General features: G+C 34.4%; 18 protein-coding genes. 10 read left to right on the top strand and 8 right to left on the bottom strand.

Going from position 1 to position 21,493, the window contains the following annotated elements:
• The first annotated feature begins 202 nt into the window (after nucleotides 1-202).
• The 3 genes from SOI84_RS01470 to fmt are packed head-to-tail and all read left to right on the top strand — an operon-like array spanning nucleotide 203 to nucleotide 3,992.
• A complete protein-coding gene (locus SOI84_RS01470; protein ID WP_320675310.1) occupies nucleotides 203-1,600 on the top strand; it encodes a TldD/PmbA family protein in 1,398 nt (465 codons plus the stop codon).
• Between the two features lie 2 nt (nucleotides 1,601-1,602).
• Nucleotides 1,603-2,997 carry a TldD/PmbA family protein gene (locus tag SOI84_RS01465; RefSeq protein WP_320674636.1) on the top strand — a complete coding sequence of 465 codons (1,395 nt, stop codon included), beginning with the start codon at nucleotides 1,603-1,605 and terminating at the stop codon, nucleotides 2,995-2,997.
• Nucleotides 2,994-3,992 carry a methionyl-tRNA formyltransferase gene (gene fmt, locus SOI84_RS01460; protein WP_320674635.1) on the top strand — a complete coding sequence of 333 codons (999 nt, stop codon included), beginning with the start codon at nucleotides 2,994-2,996 and terminating at the stop codon, nucleotides 3,990-3,992. The genes SOI84_RS01465 and fmt overlap by 4 nt, the downstream gene beginning before the upstream one ends.
• 22 nt (nucleotides 3,993-4,014) lie before the next feature.
• Here the strand turns inward: fmt and SOI84_RS01455 are convergent, their stop codons facing one another.
• A complete protein-coding gene (locus tag SOI84_RS01455; protein ID WP_320674634.1) occupies nucleotides 4,015-4,731 on the bottom strand; it encodes a DUF475 domain-containing protein in 717 nt (238 codons plus the stop codon).
• A 99-nt stretch (nucleotides 4,732-4,830) separates the two neighbouring features.
• Between SOI84_RS01455 and SOI84_RS01450 the strand changes: the two genes are divergently transcribed.
• Nucleotides 4,831-5,547 carry a hypothetical protein gene (locus SOI84_RS01450; protein ID WP_320674633.1) on the top strand — a complete coding sequence of 239 codons (717 nt, stop codon included), beginning with the start codon at nucleotides 4,831-4,833 and terminating at the stop codon, nucleotides 5,545-5,547.
• A gap of 123 nt (nucleotides 5,548-5,670) precedes the next feature.
• The gene (gene mfd, locus SOI84_RS01445; protein ID WP_320674632.1) at nucleotides 5,671-9,249 is read left to right on the top strand and encodes a transcription-repair coupling factor; all 3,579 of its coding nucleotides are present in this window, start codon (nucleotides 5,671-5,673) and stop codon (nucleotides 9,247-9,249) included.
• A 167-nt stretch (nucleotides 9,250-9,416) separates the two neighbouring features.
• Here the strand turns inward: mfd and SOI84_RS01440 are convergent, their stop codons facing one another.
• The 3 genes from SOI84_RS01440 to SOI84_RS01430 all read right to left on the bottom strand — a co-directional run bounded on the left by SOI84_RS01440 (nucleotide 9,417) and on the right by SOI84_RS01430 (nucleotide 12,815).
• A complete protein-coding gene (locus SOI84_RS01440) occupies nucleotides 9,417-9,725 on the bottom strand; it encodes a thioredoxin family protein (RefSeq protein ID WP_320674631.1) in 309 nt (102 codons plus the stop codon).
• Nucleotides 9,726-10,123: 398 nt separating this feature from the next.
• Nucleotides 10,124-11,248: an aminoglycoside phosphotransferase family protein gene (locus tag SOI84_RS01435; RefSeq protein WP_320674630.1), complete on the bottom strand. Its 1,125-nt coding sequence runs from the start codon at nucleotides 11,246-11,248 to the stop codon at nucleotides 10,124-10,126.
• 49 nt (nucleotides 11,249-11,297) lie between these two features.
• On the bottom strand, nucleotides 11,298-12,815 hold the full coding sequence (locus tag SOI84_RS01430; protein WP_320674629.1) for a hypothetical protein: 1,518 nt from the start codon (nucleotides 12,813-12,815) through the stop codon (nucleotides 11,298-11,300).
• 226 nt (nucleotides 12,816-13,041) lie between these two features.
• On the opposite strand from SOI84_RS01430, the gene stpA reads away from it, so the two are divergent.
• Together stpA and arsS are read left to right on the top strand one after the other, a co-directional pair.
• Nucleotides 13,042-14,223 carry a glucosylglycerol 3-phosphatase gene (stpA, locus tag SOI84_RS01425; protein ID WP_320674628.1) on the top strand — a complete coding sequence of 394 codons (1,182 nt, stop codon included), beginning with the start codon at nucleotides 13,042-13,044 and terminating at the stop codon, nucleotides 14,221-14,223.
• Nucleotides 14,224-14,302: 79 nt separating this feature from the next.
• Nucleotides 14,303-15,250 carry an arsenosugar biosynthesis radical SAM (seleno)protein ArsS gene (arsS, locus tag SOI84_RS01420; RefSeq protein WP_320674627.1) on the top strand — a complete coding sequence of 316 codons (948 nt, stop codon included), beginning with the start codon at nucleotides 14,303-14,305 and terminating at the stop codon, nucleotides 15,248-15,250.
• 34 nt (nucleotides 15,251-15,284) lie between these two features.
• On the opposite strand, the gene SOI84_RS01415 is transcribed toward arsS, so the two are convergent.
• Nucleotides 15,285-15,749, bottom strand: coding sequence for a Fur family transcriptional regulator (locus SOI84_RS01415; RefSeq protein ID WP_320675309.1), 465 nt, complete (start codon nucleotides 15,747-15,749; stop codon nucleotides 15,285-15,287).
• 256 nt (nucleotides 15,750-16,005) lie between these two features.
• Here SOI84_RS01415 and SOI84_RS01410 point away from each other — a divergent pair, with 256 nt between their 5' ends.
• Together SOI84_RS01410 and SOI84_RS01405 are read left to right on the top strand one after the other, a co-directional pair.
• The gene (locus SOI84_RS01410) at nucleotides 16,006-16,578 is read left to right on the top strand and encodes an isochorismatase family protein (RefSeq protein ID WP_320674626.1); all 573 of its coding nucleotides are present in this window, start codon (nucleotides 16,006-16,008) and stop codon (nucleotides 16,576-16,578) included.
• A 1-nt stretch (nucleotide 16,579) separates the two neighbouring features.
• Nucleotides 16,580-17,644 carry a mechanosensitive ion channel family protein gene (locus SOI84_RS01405; protein WP_320674625.1) on the top strand — a complete coding sequence of 355 codons (1,065 nt, stop codon included), beginning with the start codon at nucleotides 16,580-16,582 and terminating at the stop codon, nucleotides 17,642-17,644.
• 13 nt (nucleotides 17,645-17,657) lie between these two features.
• Here the strand turns inward: SOI84_RS01405 and SOI84_RS01400 are convergent, their stop codons facing one another.
• The gene (locus tag SOI84_RS01400) at nucleotides 17,658-18,683 is read right to left on the bottom strand and encodes an SDR family NAD(P)-dependent oxidoreductase (protein ID WP_320674624.1); all 1,026 of its coding nucleotides are present in this window, start codon (nucleotides 18,681-18,683) and stop codon (nucleotides 17,658-17,660) included.
• A gap of 192 nt (nucleotides 18,684-18,875) precedes the next feature.
• Between SOI84_RS01400 and SOI84_RS01395 the strand changes: the two genes are divergently transcribed.
• Entirely contained in the window at nucleotides 18,876-19,079 is a 204-nt protein-coding gene (locus tag SOI84_RS01395; protein ID WP_320674623.1) for a hypothetical protein, read from the top strand.
• A gap of 20 nt (nucleotides 19,080-19,099) precedes the next feature.
• Here the strand turns inward: SOI84_RS01395 and SOI84_RS01390 are convergent, their stop codons facing one another.
• Nucleotides 19,100-20,572, bottom strand: coding sequence for a DUF2079 domain-containing protein (locus tag SOI84_RS01390; RefSeq protein ID WP_320674622.1), 1,473 nt, complete (start codon nucleotides 20,570-20,572; stop codon nucleotides 19,100-19,102).
• 443 nt (nucleotides 20,573-21,015) lie between these two features.
• Entirely contained in the window at nucleotides 21,016-21,483 is a 468-nt protein-coding gene (locus SOI84_RS01385) for an MAPEG family protein (protein ID WP_320674621.1), read from the bottom strand.
• Nucleotides 21,484-21,493: the final 10 nt, after the last annotated feature.

Below are 21,493 nucleotides of genomic sequence, written 5' to 3'. Positions count from 1 at the left end.
ATTTATATTAGTTATCCCAAATATCATCACCAATGTTCCTACTACCAATTATACGAAGAATTATATAAAATGACAAAAAGAAGGCTAATTTCCAGCATTTTAAGGATTGATTTTAGTATAATTAAATTTTTAAGACTACCAATGATAACTAGATCTATTAATCATCGTGTCCTCAACTAACAAGTCCTCACACTCAACTGATTTGTTTAATTTTCAAAACAAAACCCTTTTGGAAGGAGTCATTCATAAGGGTTGTGCCTCAGGCGCCGATTTAGTTGAGATTTTTCTTGAAAAGACAGACTACACTGGGCTTCTTGCAGAAGAAGATGATATTACTAACGTAAGCCCCAGTTTTGGAATAGGAGCTGGTATCAGAGTTTTTCGCGGAGGTAAAGATGGATTTGTTAGTACCAATGATGTAACTGAAGTTGGCTTAATGAGATCACTAACTCAAGCACTTGAAATGATAGATTTAGAAGTAACTAAAATAAGTAATTCTAATTTTCAAGGCCTTCATCCTCTAAAGAATTACTCTTCAAAAAAAATTAATTGGGCTAAGACACTACCTGATTTAGAGGAAGCAAGTCATATACTTTTAAAAGGAACACAGCTTCTTAAGCATCACGGTTCTAATATCATTGTTAGACGTTCGAGTTATTCTCGAGGTTGGCAAGAAGTTCTAATTGCGGCCAGTGATGGAACTTTTGCTTCTGACATTCGATTAACTGAATCGATAGGATTAAATGTTTTGTGTGAAGATGGAAATCACCGATCTAGCATAGGTCGCCGTAATGGAACATCATCTACTCCTAATTCACTTAGACAATGGGATGTTGATACCACAGCTCAAGAGATATGCACTAGTGCTAGCAAAATGCTATATGCTGATTACGTTGATGCTGGGCAAAAGCCAGTCGTATTGGCTAATCGGTTTGGTGGAGTAATTTTCCATGAAGCATGTGGACATCTTTTAGAAACAACTCAAATAGAACGCGGAACATCACCCTTTTCAAGTCAAATTAACGAACCAATAGCTCACCAATCTGTTACGGCAATAGACGAGGGAGAAACAACAGGAGCCTTCGGATCTATCTCTATAGATGATGAAGGAATGGAGCCACAAAAAACCACACTTATTGAAAATGGTGTTCTTAAAACATTTCTTAGTGATAGAGCGGGAGAAATAAGAACAGGTCACCCAAGAACAGGTAGCGGAAGAAGGCAAGGGCACAATTTTGCAGCAGCAAGTAGAATGCGAAACACCTACATTGCGGCAGGTGAAAATACACCTGAGGAGCTTATTTCGTCCGTTGATGATGGATTATATTGTAAATCAATGGGTGGTGGTAGTGTTGGTCCCACAGGTCAATTTAACTTTTCGGTTGAAGAGGCTTACCTTATAAAAGATGGGAAATTAGATAAGCCAGTTAAAGGAGCTACTCTAATAGGGGAAGCTAAAGAAGTTTTACCTAGAATATCTATGTGTGCAAATGATCTAGATTTAGCAGCTGGCTTCTGCGGCTCTATAAGTGGTAGTATCAATGTAACTGTAGGACAACCACATATAAAAGTAGATTCCATAACTATTGGGGGTAGGTAATCATGAGTTCAAATTCTACAGATAACATGTATACAGCTCCAAGACTTAATGTTGATCATATTAGAAGTACTATTACTTCCCTTGCAAATAAGCTGAATATAAACAAATGGGATCTTGGTGCAACAGTCAATACTGAGACCTCAGTTCAAGTTGACCACGGTGAAAGCAAACAACTAAAATCATCCCAACGAAATTCAATTACAGTAAGGGTTTGGAATAACCAAGGATTAGTTGGTATTACAAGCACTTCAGACATAAGTACTCAAGGTCTTGACCGAGCTTTAAAAGAAGCCAGTAAAGCTAGTATTTTGGGAAATGTTAATGAGATCCCAAATTTTTCTCCTTTATGCAAATCAGAATTAGCTAAAATTAAAAATCCTATTTATCCACCATGTGGCATAAAAAGATTATTATCACAATTAAAACTAGCAGAGTCAGAATTACTCTCTAAACATAGTTCAATTACATCTGTTCCATATAATGGCATAGGAGAAACTAATAGTGAAAGAATATATATGAATAGCGAAAATGCACTAAGATATATTGAATCAAGCTACTCATCAATTTATTTATATGCCCTTACATCAGAAGAGAACCGCAAACCGCGTAGTTCTGGGGCCATTCGCTTAGCAAATGGATTTAATGACTTAGATATTAATGGTTGTATAAATGAAGCAGCTGAACGTACAATCAGTCATCTTAACTACAGCCCAATTGCAACTGGAAAATATTTGATATGTTTTACACCCGAAGCTTTTCTAGATCTTATCGGAGCCTTCAGTAACATTTTTAATGCGAGATCTATACTTGATGGTGTAAGTATTAGCAATAAGAACTCCCTTGGGAAAACGATATCAGTACCCTTTTTGTCCATAATTGATAACCCTCTTCATCCATCTCATATTGGTGCATCAACATTTGACGGCGAAGGTACACCCACAAAAAAACTTAGCTTAATAAATTCAGGAAGATTAGACAACTTTATCCATTCAGAAACAACAGCTCGGATATTTGGGGATAAACCCACAGGTCATGCAGGTCTTGGCGCCAAAGTTTCAGTTGGAATCGATTGGCTTGAAGTTATTGGAGATACAAATAACCAATCCAATGAATTAAGTTTCGATATTGATAATTATCCCGGTGATTATGTATTGGTTGAAAGTTTAAATGCACTCCATTCTGGCATAAAAGCAAGTCAAGGAGCTTTTTCACTTCCATTTGATGGATGGATGGTTAAATCGGGAGAAAGAATCTCGATTGAGGCAGCTACTATCGCAGGTGATATTAAACAAGTTCTAAAAGAAATTATTTGTGTGGAGGAATCACAGAAAGTTACCCCACAAGGAATATGTCCTCATGTGTGGGTAAGTAGTCTTTCTATTACCGGCGAAGCATGAAAATCATATTTTGGGGAACACCCGAATATGCTGTGCCTACCCTTAAATCGCTACATGAAAGCAATCATGAAATTTTAGCCGTTGTAACACAACCTGATAAGAAGCGAAGAAGAGGAAGCAGTAAAATTTCATCTCCTATAAAGATCGAAGCTGTCAAAAACGAGATTCAAGTCTTTACTCCTTCATCAATTACAAAGGATCTGACTATACAAAAGGAACTGCAGGCATTAGCAGCAGATCTATATGTGGTTGTTGCATATGGTCAAATTCTTCCGGCTAATGTGTTGGCATTTCCAAAGTATGGCTGCTGGAATGGTCATGCTTCATTATTACCTAATTGGAGAGGAGCAGGCCCAATACAATGGGCGATTATAAAAGGCGATAAACGAACAGGCGTCGCAATAATCGCTATGGAAGAAAGCTTAGATACAGGACCTATTTTAATTCAAAAAGAAATAACTATTCAACCTAATGAAAACTATTCTCAATTATCTAAAAGGATGAGTAAACTAAACTCTGAACTTATGCTCGAAGCTATTGAGAAAATAGAAAATTCCATTAATAATACCCAAAATGAAAATTATCTTTCCCTGATAGAATTGACACCCCAAGGCGATCTCGGAGAAGAGCCGTCTTATGCAAGAATGATAAATAAGCAAGATTACTTGATTAGTTGGGATTCAAGTGCCATTGATATACATAGACTAGTTATGGGGCTCTATCCAAATGCATATACAATTTGGAAAGGCAAAAGACTTAAGGTGTTGACAACAATTTTGTTCGACTCCAACTCAAATTATCAGATTGATTCAAAGGAACAATACGGTACAATTGTTAAAGTAGATAATCAACAAGGAATAAAAGTTTTGACTGGAAATGGTGAGTTGTGGATTACAAAAGCCCAATTAGAAGGCAAGAATACATTATCTAACAACGAATTAATACAACAATTAAAAGGTATGGAGCTTAAATTATTTGGAAAATTTGGAAAATAACAATTTGAAATTTCTGGAAGCTCTAGCCTTCTGTAATATTTTTCTTGGAAAAACCCCAAACGAATAATGTAGCTATGAGAATCATCATCTGCCATTCTGAAAGAATATACTGTGGGGTTAGTAATTGAACTATTTGTTTTAACCCAACAATTCCAACAGCTATGTAACCAGCTAATTCAAGGTGACTATATTCTTCTAACCATTTAATAAATAGGCCAGAAGTAAATCTCAATGCAATTACTCCTATTATTGCCCCAGTAACAACTAGTACAATCTGATCACTTATTGCAACTGCCGCTGTCACACTGTCAATCGAGAATGCAAGGTCAGTCAACGCTAAGAAAAAAATGGTTTTGAGCAGACTCTCTGATTTAGCTTGATTGGTGTTTTCATCATTCTCTATGGTCCCTATAGGACTTTGTTTATTTAAACTTGAAATAAATAATGATAAAAGATAAATTCCAGAAATAAGTTTGATAAACCAGTATTTTATAACCAATTGGGCTGCCAGAATCAACATTATCCTCAACAACAAAGCAATAACTATTCCTATATCTAAAGCACGTTTTTGAAGTTCGGGTGATCGTTGAACTTTAGCTATTACAGCAAGGGCTACCGCGTTGTCTGCTGACAGAACAAGCTCCAGAGATATTATTATGGGTAGTAATGGAGCTAACTCTGCCCAGCGATCAACCCCATCCAGAATAGGGATTAGCGAATGCAGGGACGCTGAGTCCATTTATTATAAAAAGGTTTATTTCCGTTAAGAGCGCATGAATTACGCAAATAAGGAAACAAAGGACAATTTAGGTTAGAAAGAGAAGGAGCAAAAACAAGAATGATCATCCAGTCAGAAATTTGCCACATTGACACTGATACAAGAGTGGTAAAGGTTACTGCAACAAAAAACGATATCTTGCTAGGCAGTGCTCTTGGGGAAGGCTCAAATATCGAGATTGCAGAGGATCACGCAATCTCAAGGTTGCTAGCAAGATTAAAATCAAGCCTTAAACCACCTCTAAGTGATTTAAATCCCACAAATATGAAATTTAATTCGTCAAAAGCTAACAACGATCAATTGGATAAAAGACCAGCTCACAAAAATACAGTTAAAGAGACCAAATTTAATTCTTCTAATAAACCTCTTACTACGGATAAAACACTTAAAGAACCAATCAACTGGAGCGAAGAACTTAGTAAAATAGAAATTGAGATCAAACGTTTATCATGGGACAAGGAGAAAGAAGATGCATTTTTAGAAAAAAACTACAATTATAAAAGTCGCAGTAGAATTACAAACTATAAAGACCTAATAAGATATTTAGATGATTTACAATCTATTAAAATAACCAAAGATATACATCCAAATGAACCTCAACCCAGTAAGGAGGAAATTATAGATGAGTCTGACAAATTGATAAATCAACTTCAATGGAACGAAGAGAAAGGCAGAGCATATCTTAAAGAAAAAATGAATACAAATTCAAGACACACCCTGTCAATTAGTCAATTATTAGAATTTAATAAATTACTACGATTACAGATTAGTGAGTAAAGGCTTTACTTCTATTATATCATCATTAAAAATAACCTTCTCTAAACCTTCTAAAATCCTGATATTAATGTATAGTGATCAATACCTTCAACTCTAAATTCCTTTAAAAATTTATATCTCGAAATGGGCATAACATCATTAGTCAATCATCTTACAAAGGTTGGATTAACAAGTGAGTTAATACAACGAATTGATCGAGAAGATCGGCTTATTATTAGAGGTGGGTCACGAGCAGTAAGAGCTGTTACAGTGAGCGCTATAGCAGAAAAGATAGTATGTCCAGTTTTTATCGTCTTACCAACCATGGAGGATGCAACGCGTTGGTCAGCTTTAATGAACACAATGAACATACAAACTTCAATGTTATATCCCACAAGTGAGGGTAGCCCATATGATGATTTTGACACGATAAATGAAATTGTATGGGGTCAAATGCAGGTTTTAGGAAATCTAATAAGCTTACATGATAATAGCAATAGTATTATAATAACAACCGAGCGAGCGTTACAACCACATCTTCCTCCAAAAAAAGACTTTATTCAATCTTGTCTCAATATTAATAAAAATCTTTCATTGGATATTCAATCCTTAAAGCAAAGATTTCTAGACCTTGGATATGAACGATGTGAAAATACCGATCAAGAAGGTACATGGAGTAAAAGAGGAGATATTATTGATGTTTACCCTGTTAACAGCGAGTTGCCAATACGAGTTGAATACTTTGGTGATGAAGTTGAACGAGTACGCGAATTTGATCCCCTAACCCAGAAATCTTTAGATGATGTTGACTCTATAATAATCACTCCAAAAGGGACAAATTATTTAATAGCAAACATAGTCAAGCAATCCTCTAATTCACGACTAAATCAAATCATAGATAACCAAACTATCGAAAGCTTACAAGATGGACAGATGCCAAAAGGTCTTGGTAAATACATAGGTTATGCATGGAAGAAGCCTTCATCCCTACTAGATTATCTTCCTGATAACACAAGAATTATAATTGATGAACCTAACCAATGTATGGCTCATTCCAAAAGCTGGTTAGACCACGTTAACGGACATATACAAGAACTCTCATCTCGCACCAAATCACAAGTTAATGACTCTTCCAAAAAGCTCCACTTCAATCTACATAAAACTTTCGAAAGCTGTTTGAAAGATGTATCTAAATTTCCTGGTTTTGATACAGCAGAATTATTAGAAAAAGACAATAGATCGAACTCTTTTGATTTGTCAGCAAAACCAATACCCTCTTATCCTAACCAATTTGGAAGACTCTCTGAAACTATTAGTTTATTAAAGCAAGATAATACAAATATATGGTTGTTATCTGCTCAACCTAGTAGGACAGTAACGTTACTAGAAGAGCATGGCTGTTCCTCAAGTTTTATACCAAATACTAATGACTTTTACTCTATAGATTATTTATTAAAGGATTATACTCCTGTAGCATTAAAGCATGGAGGTATTCAGGACCTAGAAGGTTTTATTTTACCTGCATGGAGAATAGCAGTTATAACTGATAAGGAGATATTTGGTCAGACAACCCTTAACCATACAGGGTATATCCGTAAAAGAAAAAGGGCTCAAAGTAAACAGGTAGATCCCTATAAAATGTCACCTGGCGATTATATAGTTCATCGAAACCATGGAATTGGTAAATTTCTAAAAATAGGTAAATTATCAATTGGTGGTGAGGCTAGAGATTATCTAATAATTCAATATTTAGATGGGACTTTAAGTGTTGCAGCCGATCAATTGGGTTCACTAGGAAAATATAGAGCAACAAATGATAAAGAACCAAAACTTAATAAAATGGGTGGCACTACCTGGAACTCAATTAAGGAAAAAGCAAGAAAATCAATTCAAAAGGTTGCAATTGATCTAATCAAACTTTATGCAGAAAGGGAAAAAGTCAAAGGTTTAGCTTTCCCTCCAGATGGTCCTTGGCAACGCGAATTAGAGGACTCATTTCCGTATGAACCAACTTCAGATCAAATTAAAGCCGTCAGCGAAGTTAAAAAGGATATGGAAATGGAAAAACCCATGGATAGGCTCGTCTGTGGCGATGTGGGATATGGAAAAACCGAAGTAGCAATTAGGGCCATCTTCAAGGCCATTACTTCAGGTAAACAAGTTGCACTACTTACACCTACTACAGTTCTAGCTCAGCAACATTGGAGAACAATTGCCGAGCGATTTGCTCCATATCCAATAAAAGTTGCATTGCTAAGCAGGTTTAGAACTCTGAATGAAAAAAAACGAGTAATGACAGGATTAAAAGTCGGTGATATCGATGTTGTAATAGGAACCCATCAAATACTTCATAAGAATATTGAGTTTAAATCTCTTGGATTACTAGTAGTTGATGAAGAACAAAGGTTTGGGGTAAAACAAAAAGAAGCAATAAAAATAATACGTAAGAATATTGATGTTTTAACACTATCCGCAACTCCTATCCCCCGAACACTCTATATGAGTCTCTCTGGCGTAAGAGAAATGAGTTTAATTACAACTCCACCTCCGTTGAGAATGGCTATAAAAACACATCTCTCTCCAATAGATAGTGAAGTTATTCGAAGTGCAATAAGACAGGAAATAGATCGAGGTGGACAGATTTTCTATGTAGTACCTCGAGTGGAAGGTATAGCCGAAGTAGCGGAAAAACTTTCAAAAATGATCAGTACAATGAAAATAATTGTCGCTCATGGGCAAATGCAACAAGGTGAGCTAGAGAATGCGATGGTGGCATTCAATAATGGTGAAGCAGATTTGATGTTATGCACAACAATTATTGAAAGCGGCTTGGATATTCCGAGAGTAAATACAATTATTATAGAAGACTCACATAAGTTTGGTTTGTCTCAACTTTATCAATTAAGAGGAAGGGTTGGTAGAAGTGGTATTCAGGCTCATGCATGGTTGCTGTACCCTAATTCATCTCTACTTACGCCAAAGGCACGTCAGAGACTTAAAGCAATTCAGGAGTTCTCTCAACTAGGTAGCGGATATCAATTAGCTATGAGAGATATGGAAATAAGAGGAGTCGGAAATATCTTAGGGTTAGCACAAAGTGGACAAATGGAAGCTATTGGATTTGACCTTTACATGGAATTACTCCAGGAGACTATGGCTGAACTAAAAGGTCATGACATTCCTAAAGTTGAGGATACCCAAATCGATTTGAAAATAACGGCTTTTATCCCATCCGATTGGATTGCGGATAATGATCAAAAATTATCAGCTTATAAAGCAATATCGGAATGTAGAAGTAAGGAAGATCTACTCGAATTGGCAAGATCCTGGTCTGATAGATACGGTGCATTACCGATTTCAGTGTTATCATTGTTAGATATGATGGAGTTAAAAATACTTGCTAAAGCATGTGGAATACAAAGAATAAAGCCCTCTGAAGCAAATATAATAATGGAATCCCATATGAATGAGGCTACCTGCAAAAGTCTTAAAAAGAACTTACCAGAACATATTCAAGGAAGATTTGTGTTTACAAAAGGGAAGATAATCAATGCTATAATAGTTAGGGGAATTGGTAGATTGGACGCGAATCAGCAAATTGAACAGTTAAAAGAATGGATACACATAATTTATCTAGGGATTCCACAAGAAGATAATGTAAGTTTAAAACAACTTGAGGAAAACCAGATTAAACGTAATATGAATGTTCTTTCTATTAATTAAATAGATTATTAATTACGAAGATAAGAAAAAGTTATATTAAATAATTAAATGCAATTATTGATCATAGTTAGATGCTAGAAAATATCGGCATGGACTTAAATTACCTAAAAGTTACTCCTTATATGTAATCACTAAATGAACAGGTTAGTAAGTATTTACTAGGGTATTCATGAAATAATTTGCTTCAACATTTCCCTGAATTGTCCTTTAGGATGTCCACCCTTAATCTCACCAATAATAGAAAAATCAGAATCGAGATCTTTTACTAATAAGTAGGTTGGCCAACCCATGCCTTCCTTATTTGGGTATTTAGCAAGTAAAACTTTTCGATATTTTCTATAAGTTTGGGTATCCTGAAGCATGACACTTATGAAGTTTAGACCTAATTCTTCAATGACCTTTGAGTCATAGTGACTCATGCGATGGCATGTACCACATTCTTCAGAACTAAACTTTAGAACCTGGATTTGTGTCATGAGTGCTTATAATTTTTTAAACATTAAAAGATTTATTTTCAATTGTCAAGATCTTATGAATCTAGCGATAGAAGGCATGTGCATTTAAGAATGTGTATTCTAGTGGAAAATAAACTGACTTTCTGTAATACTATAGATCATCGAAATCTAATTATGGCAAGACGGAGAAGAAGAAAAATCGCTCTTAATAATCCCCTGGAAACAAGGATTGCTAAATACATCTTAGATACCGATATCAAAGTTCTTTGGGACTCATACGCTGTTAATATAATAAAAATAATTGCCATGCTTTGTCTTTTATCAATATCTATATCATTGTGTGGTATTAATTCTAACCTCAATCGCAACCTAGAAGTATATATTCAAGAGACTCAATAACTTTAACATAATATATGGTTCTATATATACCTAAGAATATTCTTGTTAATCTCACTTAAATTAGCATTAATCGTTAATAGAGTATTAAACTGAACTTCAGATCTCTTAAGGTTCTGTGTATTATATTCTATACTAAAAACTTTATTACCTATTAAATAATCCGTTAAAAATCTAATTCCAAGCTCATAAATAATTATTCTCATAAATAATGAGATGTTTAACATATCATATTTCGTTAGGATAAATTTCCTTCGTTTAAAATACCCTCTAAGGAAAGCATCAAATAATGACATGTCGAAAAAATTTAAAGTTAAATTTTTCGCATCTTCACCATGTGGATTACAGATTGATCGAATACAATCTGCTATATCTATTAGCGCAGGTCCATAATAAAATGTGTCTAAATCTATAATTGCGGAAACTTCATCGGTTTTTAAATCAAAAAGAAAATTGCTAACTTTAGGATCCCCATGAATAGCCATATAGGTTAGTTTGTTGCTATTTAATGTTTCATCCAACTCTGTAATTAATTCTTGATTGTCGATTATAGTTCGATTTGCCCGAAGAACTCTATCTCTAATGCTAAAATTTAGGTTATCAAACGAAACTGAATTAAATAATTTATAGTAAGTCTTTAAATATTGTTTAGTGTTATGGAAATCTTTTATTGGTTTCAGAAGCTTATTTTTGGGTAAATCACAAAAGACACCGTGAAAGCTATGGAGCGAATATCCAACAGAATAGGCCTGCTCAACTGTATGGATTATTTCCAATGAATAGGAATCCTGAATATAGTGAAATAGACGCCAAAAGATTGCTTCTACCTGACAAAGTGATTTAGAACCATTCGAGTTTATGTATGTAGGTATACAAAATGAGATTTGGTTATATGGCATTGAAATTACCTTGTAATTAAAGTGTTTAATTGCTTCATTCAAATTCGACATCAAATCATAGGGTCTGTGAAATACTTCCGAGTTTATTTGTTGAAGAACATATTTATTTCTAGTGTCACCGAAATCTATTTCTATAAGGTAAGTTCCATTTATGTTTCCAGACCTAATTTTATCAATTGATAGTATACGATAGCTTTTTTTTAAAAAGAAAGTTCTTATTATCTCGGCGAATTCGACGTTGTTTTTCATAACTTATCAATATTCTAAAAATTAGAGGCTGTCATTTCTAATTGTATATTTAATTCAATGTTTCTTCTATACATTCAATAGCTTTCAAATGTGGAGCAATTATATTAGACGAGTTACTTTGATTTAGTTCAGTCAATTCTTTTGCATCGCTTTGAATTAACTGATTAGTCTTTACAGCCTGGATAATTAACTCTAAGGATTCTTTTTGATCTATTGTATAAAGAGCTTCGCCATACGCTTTACTAAAGTTTGGTCTAACTGATTCTTGACAGAAGTTGCTAAGTTCTCTACTCTTTGTAAGAACATCATAAATCAGTGGCTTTATCTCAGGCTTTCCAAAGATAGAGAGGTATAGTAAATTAATCATAGACGAATCATGGAGTTCTATTCCATATCGAGTGAATATCTTTGGCCATAATCTCAAGGCTTTTAAACCTTCTAATCCTCCCTTTTGTAAACCTTCAGCTTCACACCAAGCTTCAAACTCCGAGAGGGATATTGGTAATCTTTTAAGGGATAGTATATATTTAGAGAGAATTTGACCTGCTTGAAAATTCCGAGTTGGTTGTCCGGATACTGGTAAGTCCATACTTCCTCTAACATCTGCAACCATTGCGGTAAGTTGGGCGAATGTATGATCCCTAACCATCTCACTTTCTGCCTCTCTTTGTAATGAAGCCTGAATTCGATGGACCCCATACCCCAATTCTGTTAATGGTATTGGTTGGTTATTATAAAACTGATTGCGTTCTTTTCTTGTCATAGATACTGTTGCTGCCTGGTCTAAGCACTGGTTCAAAAGAAGAGTAAGAACTGAAGGCAATATGCCTGTATTATTACAATGATATTGATATGCAAATCCAGCAAATATGGACGAAATATTCTTAGCTGCCTTAATATACTGTCCTTCAATATTATGAACTCCTGGTGAAACCTGAATGTTAGGTGACAATTTATCCAACATTCGAGCCCCTATTAACGCCATAAGAGAATTGGGATGGCAAAAGTTTGCAGTAAAACTATCTAATGGATTCCGTAATGAGCCATGCCTATGAAACCCTGAGAAAAAAGCAAGGTTTTGAAATTTCTCAGCAAGAACATAAGATTCTTTCGTTTTGTCATCGTATGCAAAGGAACCTGCTAAACAACCTAGAAGAACATCCTCTCTACCTAATTTCGTTCGAAAATAGCAAGCTTCTTTAATGTCCTTCTCTACATGATTGCTATTACTACTCAGAATGACTAACTCGCAATTCTCAATAAGATACTCGAGATTATTCGTTATCACTTTTTTTCCTAAATTATGTTGAGATCTACTCTGCACAACTTTTAAATGGTTTTCATCCATACCTTTGATATTATTGGGAGTAAACCCCCCGAGCAACGATCTACCTTTTCTAGGGGCAAGAAGTAAGTTATTTGCGTTAGTCTGCATTGCAGAGTTATAGGCCAAAGATCCGGCGTAAGGTCCTATACTGTAAAAACCTATTTTAGCTTTATCTAGTTGTTTAATCCGTTTTGAGATTGATTCATTTGTATGACTGTATGTAAAAAAACTGTTCTTCATTTGAATAAAGTTAAGGTTTACGGTGGAGAGTGTAAGGATTGTTTTGTTCGTCAATCATGATCCAAGATGATCTATGCAACGGAAAATTCTTTAAATTCCCAAAATTTGTGATTGACCGAGTTTAGTCATCATGATAAATCAATTTTAATATAATTTGAAAGTTCTTGCCATCTGAATTTTATATTCCTTACATACTATGGTATAAGGTACTAATGCTTGTAGTTACATGAAGGAAAACGATCTCCTACAAATATTGAAATCACAAAAAGACCTCCTAATTATTCAGGACATAGACGGAGTATGCATACCATTGGTCAGAGATCCAATGAATCGATCAATCAATATAAATTACGTAAAGGCAGCAAAAAGGCTGCATAATAAATTTTTCGTATTAACTAATGGAGAACATGAAGGGGAAAGAGGTGTTAATAGATTAGTTGAGCAAGCCTTGATTAATTATCCCGACGAAGTTATAGGTTATTACCTTCCAGGTCTAGCAGCAGGGGGAATTCAATATCAAGATAATTATGGGAATCTCACCATTGATGGTGTAAGTGATAATGAAATTATATTTTTAAAATCAGTTCCTAGTAGACTTTTTAATAAGTTTCTCGCCAGATTAAAGGTTATCTTTCCAAGTTATCCCATAAATCTACTAGAGAATTATTCTCGCCAATCAATTATTAATATGCAACTTTCCCCTACGATTAATTTAAATTATATTTTTAATCTTGAGAAAGATAACCTTGATGTTATGAAAAAATTACAGTTATCCATTGTAGATACGATGGAGGAGATCCTAAAAGAAGCCTCCAAGCAAGGTTTATCAAATTCCTTTTTTACCCATTTGGCTCCTAATCTTGGTAAAAAGGGAAAAAAAGAAATTATTAAATCTTCAACCAGAAATGATGTTGGAACTACAGATATACAATTTATGATCAAGGGTTCTTTAAAAGAAGCGGGACTTCTAGTACTTATAAATAAATATATTGAATCTACAAAAGGCAAAAGTCATTTTGGATCAAAATTTAACGTTAGAGATATACCTGAGGAATACAATGAAATATTATATCTAGCAAACCAAATCCCGACAGAAGATATTCCTTTTTTAGTTGGCATTGGAGATACAGTAACATCAAACCTTAACGAAGATGGAACCAATTATCTTAGAGGCGGTAGTGATCGAGGTTTCCTAACCTTAATAAAGGATATCGGCACGCTAAATAATCAACGTAGTCATGCATATCTTGTAGATAGTAGCTTTGGGGAAGTCGATAGACCTAGTTTTATTAAAGATAAACTTAAAGGCATAACTGATGAGAAAGATCGATTAAAATTTGATTTTTTATTTGACCAGGGACCGGCACAATACATAAATTGGTTTATAAAACTGTCACAGAATATTTAAGAATATTTGCACTCCTTTAATTACCATGTATATTGCATCATAATGATTTCCAATTAATAAAATACCTCTTTAAGTTACCATGATATCAAAGCCTACTATCTTCCCCAATATATATAGGGAAAAGCTTGAAACGCTACAAGTCAATCTTGGTTATAAATGTAATCAAGCATGTAAACATTGCCACGTTGATGCTAGTCCCACAAGGACTGAAATGATGTCGGACAAATTGATTAATAAAATACCTTTAGTTTTAGAGAGATTTAACTTTAAGTCCCTTGACTTAACCGGTGGTGCACCAGAACTACACAAGGGATTTAGAGAGTTAGTCAAAAATGCCTATAAATTGAATGTGGAAATCATTGATAGGTGTAACTTGACCATACTTACAGAGAGTGGTCAGGAAGATCTCTCAGACTTTTTAGCACTAAATAAAGTAAGGGTTGTTGCCTCGTTACCATGCTACCAAAAAGAAAATGTTGACAAACAAAGAGGCTTTGGCGTATATGATAGAAGTATAAAGGGATTAAAGCTTTTAAATACTAAAGGTTATGGAATTAATAATACAGGTTTAATCCTTGATTTAGTATACAATCCACAGGGTATAAACTTACCACCAGATCAATCTTCATTACAGGAGGCTTATAAATATGAACTGTATAAAGATCATGGTATCCAATTTAATAACTTGCTCACGATAACTAATATGCCTATTAAACGTTTTGCAAATCAACTGAAAACCAACCAACAATTTGAAGTTTATCAAAATCTCTTAATTGATTCTTATAATCCGAATAATATTCAACACCTCATGTGTAAAACAATGCTTAGCGTTGACTGGAAAGGTAATTTATATGATTGTGACTTTAACCAACAATTAGGCTTAAAGCTTAACTATCAAGCTAAGAACATAGACGATCTTCTTAAGACTGAGGATAAGTTAATAAATAGCCCAATAAATGTAGCTAGTCATTGTTTTGGATGCACAGCAGGTTCAGGGTCAAGTTGTGGAGGTGCATTGCAAGGATAATCCTTAGATTATTAGCTAATTAGCGTTACCCATTTCACTTGCTTTGGCAAACAGGACATAATGCTCTTACATTTAATGTAGATTCTATTAGTTTAAAACCTATACTTTTTGCAGCATCATGACCTGCCTTTAGGACTGATTCACTCTCAAATTCCTCTGTTCTACCGCAACCAATGCATACTAAGTGATGATGATCTGGATGGTCATTACTTGCTAATTCAAATCGATGGCCACCTTCAGAAAGCTCAAGCTCGTGTAGAAATCCCATTTCAACAAGGAGCCTAAGAGTTCTATAAATTGTAGCTAGAGAAACTTTCTCCTTTGCATCGAGCAGTTGATGGTGCACTTCCTCTGCACTTAAATGAATTCCTGCTCCTATTCTTTCAAAAAGATTTAAAACTCGCTTACGTTGTGGTGTAAGGCGTCTGCCTCCTTGATGAAGGCCTATTTCTAGTGGACCAACTGTCGGCCCTAATCTAGCTCTTGTAGACCGAAGCATTGTGAGCTTGCTTTTCTCAATAGTAGCGACTAATGAGACTATAGCCACCATTGCTTAGATTATTGAAATGTATTCTCTAAGTCATTCTATTAACCATAGCTTATTGACTTTAGATGCTATTTATAATTAATTATACTTTAATCAATACAACTATTAGGACATTAGCCAATTTATCCTCCTTCTACTTTAGCAGGTTTCTACAAAGTTAGACAACTTGGTAGATGAATTTCTGCTATAATAAAATATTTAAAACCAAATGAGTTGTTGTATCCGAATTAAAGGTAGTGACGAATGTGTTCTTTTGGTAATTGATGTCCAGGAGAAGTTAGTCAATGTAATTAATGATTCTAATATATTAATATGGAACATCAAAAGATTAATAAATGGTTTTACCCTTCTAAATATTCCTATACAACATACAGAGCAAGCTCCCGATAAATTGGGAAAAACAATCAATCAAATATCACCTATAATGGTAAAAGATGCTCTTAAAAAGACTAAATTCAGTGCAGTAGACTCTATGTTATTAAAGATATTATCTAATTACAAGACAAAAAATATTGTGGTTTGCGGAATTGAAGCACATATATGTGTTTTACAAACAGTTCTTGATTTAATTGAACAGGATTTCAATGTGTTCGTTGTGGCTGATGCCATAGCAAGTAGGAATAATGTAGACAAAGAATTTGCTTTAACGCGTGCCATGTCACAAGGAGCCTCCTTAACGACAACAGAAAGTATACTTTTTGAAATTTGTAACAACTCAATTAGACCGGAATTCAAAGAATTGAGTACAATTATAAAAGAAATACCCTCAAGCAAAAATTGAAATGGAGTTTGTAGCAACTTTTCTATCCAACATACTGAAAGAAGGAACCATCTATAAAACAATACTTACCTCGATCCTTTCTCTTATAGTTGGTGCTCTAATTACATTAATAGTCTCCTCTTTAGCAAAAAAAAGCTTCCTACGTCTAGCAACAAAAACAAAAAGCACAACAGATGATTTTATAGTTAATGTAATATTAGGTTCTATTAAGCCCTTAGGTCTCATACTTACAATTTCTTTTTCATGGGTACTTTTACCAATTAACGATGAAATTGATTACTTTTTTCTAGGAATCACAAAACTATTAGTTCTCTTTGTAGTTGTTAGGTTAGTTAACAGGATTTCGCTAAGGCTCTTAAAAACATGGTCCCACAAAGTTAATGATGATGCAATTGGAGCAATGATAGAGTCAATAGCTCCGATGGTCAGAGCTTCTGTCTGGTTAATAGGAACAATATTCTATTTGCAGAATATGGGAGTACAAATGGCAGCAGTATGGGCTTTGCTTAGTGCTGGTGGAATTGGAGCTGGTTTAGCTCTTAAAGAACCCGTTCAAGAATTTTTTGAATATATAACTATCTTACTTGATAAACCATTCCAAAAAGGGCAATTTATTCATGTAGATAATGTCTGGGCTTCGGTAGAGAGGGTTGGGGTCAGGTCTACCAGGTTGAGAAGTTTAAGTGGAGAAACTATTGTCATGAGTAATAGCAAACTCACTAGTAGCACAATTAGCAATTATGCAGAGATGAAGAGAAGAAGGCTTGTACATAAAATAGGCTTAGTCTATGGAACTACACATGAATTAGTTTCTCAAATACCAATTATAGTTGAATCAATCATTAACAGAGTACCAGACGCCGATTACGATAGATGTAGCTTCATTGGATTTGGAGATTTTAGTCTTGACTTTGAGATCGTATACTTCGTTCCTACGGGGAATTATAAAAGAGCAATGACTGCCCAGCAGAATATAAATATTGAGATAATGAAGGAGTTCAAATCTAGGTCAATTGAATTTGCATTTCCAACCAATACGATCCATATAAACAAACAACTGGAGTAATAGTTATTCTTATCTAAAGCTTAAAATTTGCTATTGGAAGATCATATTCTCTAACTATTCTAAGAGATTCTTTCCACAGATAGTCTCTTAAGTTTTTATCTTCTGCTTCTGTTGAAACAGATGATTGGGAAAATTTGTTTTTCTGGTGCATCAAACCTACTGAATTATTATAATAAGAAAATCCTTTTTTATTGTATAAAGTTGAGGTGGCTAGAGAATACAATAGAAAGCCTGCACCTTCAGGGGTTTCGGTGATTCGTAGAATGTCCCTTGCTACAAAGGCAAATACCCGTTGGCCAAATTCATTGTTTTGCCGACTATATCTAAAGAAACCCGCTCGGGATCGTGGAATAACTAAGCCTGGTGCCCAACACAAAATTGGAATAGGACTGTCTATGTCTTCTAGATAGTCAGATAGTTTCTTTGCAAATAGTAAATTGCATAACTTGCTATCTTTATATGATTTATCCGCGTTAAAAGTAGGAGAACCATCAAGCATAATTATATTTTGATTTGTCATACCAACAAGTCGTCCTAAGGTTGCCCCTTTACCTATACGACCACCTGGTGATAATGGATTATGAACTTCTGAAGAGGTTATAACAACCCTTGGTTCTCCCGAATTCAAAACCAGCTTTAAGAGTGAAAGTGTTAGAGCAAAGTGCGACAAATGATTAACAGAAAAAGTAAGTTCATGTCCCTGAGCGGAAAACAATGGATATGGTGACCCTGTATATTGGAGTCCAGCATTAAGAATTAATGTATCTATAGACTTTTCTCTTCCTATAATACGTTTACTAAAGCAAGAGACTTGGTTTAGATCAGAAAGATCCATTATTTCGAACTCTACATTTGAAATGTCATTAGAATTAAGGCTTCGCTTTAGTAATTTCTTGACATTGTCTTTTGTCTTATCGTCTCTACATGGCAAGATTACCCTGTTACCGAACTTTAAAAGATTAATTGCAGCCTGTAAACCAATTCCAGATGAACCTCCTGTAATAACAACGGTCCTTGACTTATTATGATCAGAATCCATAACAAAATTTTTACATTGTTTTTGCGAGTATATTAGTTAATTAACATACTCTATCTTACGAGTTAATCCTACTTAAGCAGTCAATTTATTTATCACTCTAATATATATATATTCATAACTACATAGAGGAAGACAAAAAAACATGTTTAGTATATATTAGATATTAGCTATGGACGTTTAATGGGCCTGCCAATGAGTGAAAAGAAAGCTGTTGTGAAAACACAGCTTTCTAAACTTCGAAAGGAGCTTAGGGACATGCATGCGGCAGTCACTGAGGAACAAATAATGCCAAATCCTGCCGAAGTCAAAAATGCAATGACGAAGATGGAGGAATTGCTTGAACTAATAGAACCAAAAAAAAACAAGTCAAAATCTAAAGCCAAGAAAAAGACCTGATTACCAAGCAAATCACCATATTACTGATTCTCATAAATAGAGCAAACTCTAAAATACTTTAAGTTACTTACACATTCTTTTTGCTCATCGGGAATAGAGTCAATAATACTGTTCATCTCATCAAACCTATTCTCATTTGGGTTTAGTATCGGGAAGACCAGATAATCGTATTGAGTAAGTGGGTTATAGTTACTGTCTTCTATATTATGAATTAGTTTTCTTGCAGAGAAATGAGCAGCGTGATGATCACTAGTAAGTACAGATGAATCAGAAGGTATTAATTGCTTTATTCTATTAAATTCCAATGCAGCATTCCAACGTGGAAAATATCTATGTTGATAATATCCAATTCTTGAATACCCAATAAAAGCAACAATTGTCAGAATAATCGTTAAATAGTATGCTCTTAATAAATTTGACGAGTTATGTCGAAAATCAGATTTTAAGCAATCAATACAAGCAACTATAATAAAAGGGAGAATTCCAATAGAATACTGGGAGTAAAGTTCCCTCTGAGTTCCAGTATTAGAAATTAAATTAATAAAAAAGAATGGAATAGTACCATACATTGCTGGTAAGGATTTCTTGTTAATTAACGCACTAAAAGGTAAAATTAGGCCAATTATATAAAGCAAGATTGTATCAGGTGGGGCCTCTTCAAATATCTTCCAGGGGGTAAAGAGTAAGGAATTTATTATTGCTATATTTTCGGACCCTAGGTAACCTAATCTACTTTGAATATAATCGCCGCCTGCGGAAGAGAAAGAAGCTGCAAGAAACCACCAGCCAATTGATATCAGCATAATTATAAATGCTACTCTTTTCCTTTCAATAAAAAATGAATATATTGCTAGTCCAGCACCAAAAAGGCATTGAGATTTTTTTGCGAATAAGGATATAAACAAAAGAAGAAATAATCTTATATATCTCCCTTCCCTTATATAAACTAGAGCAAGTAACATAAAAGGAGTTACGAGTACCTCAGGGTGAAAGTTTGCTATATTTACTAAAAAGATTATGGGACTAAATGCAGTAGCAATCGTCAACGAAATACGAAGCTTTTTTGGAATCCCATATTTTTCACACAAATAACTAGAAATCGCGGGAATTGCACCTAACGATGCAGATTGGAGCCCCAGTAAAGTATAGGTAGACGGTAAGAGTTTATAAATTATCCCAATTGGTAGTAGCAATAGGGAAAAGTGATCTTGCAAAGGGGTTATCCCTCTAAGACTGCTTATGCCATTTATATCTCCATTTGATATCAACCATGAAAACTGCTCAAAGATGCCTAAGTCCCAAGCTGAACTGCCAAGAAGAAAATGTTTGAGGGAAGAAAATATAAACAAAATACAGCTCGTTATTAGCCATATGCCTATAGGAAATTCAGCCATAGATTTCCATCTTTTACTTTTTACAACCTTATCACAAGCATTTTCAATAAACTCTAGCCTAACAATTAATTCAATAATCACTACATCTATATTCTTCAACCCTAGACAAAAATCCTTCAACTAGGAAATGTTGTAAACTTCTAAATGAAAAGAAATTTTCCTTAAGTAATATTATTTCGACAAAGGCACATTAACCTATTCAACCACTGGACAATCTCCATATGCTGGATATGATTATATAGTTCTATTTTAAAATTCAAGTGAAGCTAAAAGCCTGCTCTTTAATCCTTGCATCTGGTTTATTGCTTTCTTTGACTTCCATAGTGCCCAACGCCAACGCAAGCGATGGACCAAAGGGTTTCCCAATACTACAGAAAGGCAAAATTTTCAATGGCTATACACGTGGTCTTGGATTTGGCAAAGATCATTGTTGGGAACTTATCTACGGAGAAAAGTGTACAGTTAAATAAACTTCTAATATTTTTCTAAATATATTGCTTAAAATTTAAAGTCTAATAAATAATAGGGAATTATTACTACAACTAATAATTCCCATATTTTAATATCCATCTTAATCCCTCTGTATATATTATTCCAGTACATATCATTCCACTTCCCCAAAACAATGCTCTCCCTATTGGAACATTTAATAGATAAAAAATTATATATAACAATCTAAAAATAGGGTATAAAATAGCAGCCTTTACAGAGATTCCAGTTAATTTATTCCCTATCATCAACTCTGTGATCAACGCCATTAGAATTGCTGGCGCATGAAGTGTAAATGATTCAAAACTATTCTTATGTGCCCAAGTAGCACGCTTCCCCCACTTTGGCATTTGATTAAACAATGTTCGAGGTGTTCTAATATCCCTAATCAAATCAAGTGAATTCCTATATCTAGCTATTGCCAAAGGTATGATTGTTATAAACACCAATACAGCAGATGCTATCAATGAGTAAGTGAATGGATTATGTTGTATAACCAGAAAAATTTTATTAATACCCATATGAACTACT

Source organism: Prochlorococcus sp. MIT 1341, from assembly GCF_034092415.1.
Classification (GTDB): domain Bacteria; phylum Cyanobacteriota; class Cyanobacteriia; order PCC-6307; family Cyanobiaceae; genus AG-363-P08.
Note: the sequence above shows the minus strand (reverse complement) of the source record. Positions and strands in the feature narration are given on the sequence as shown.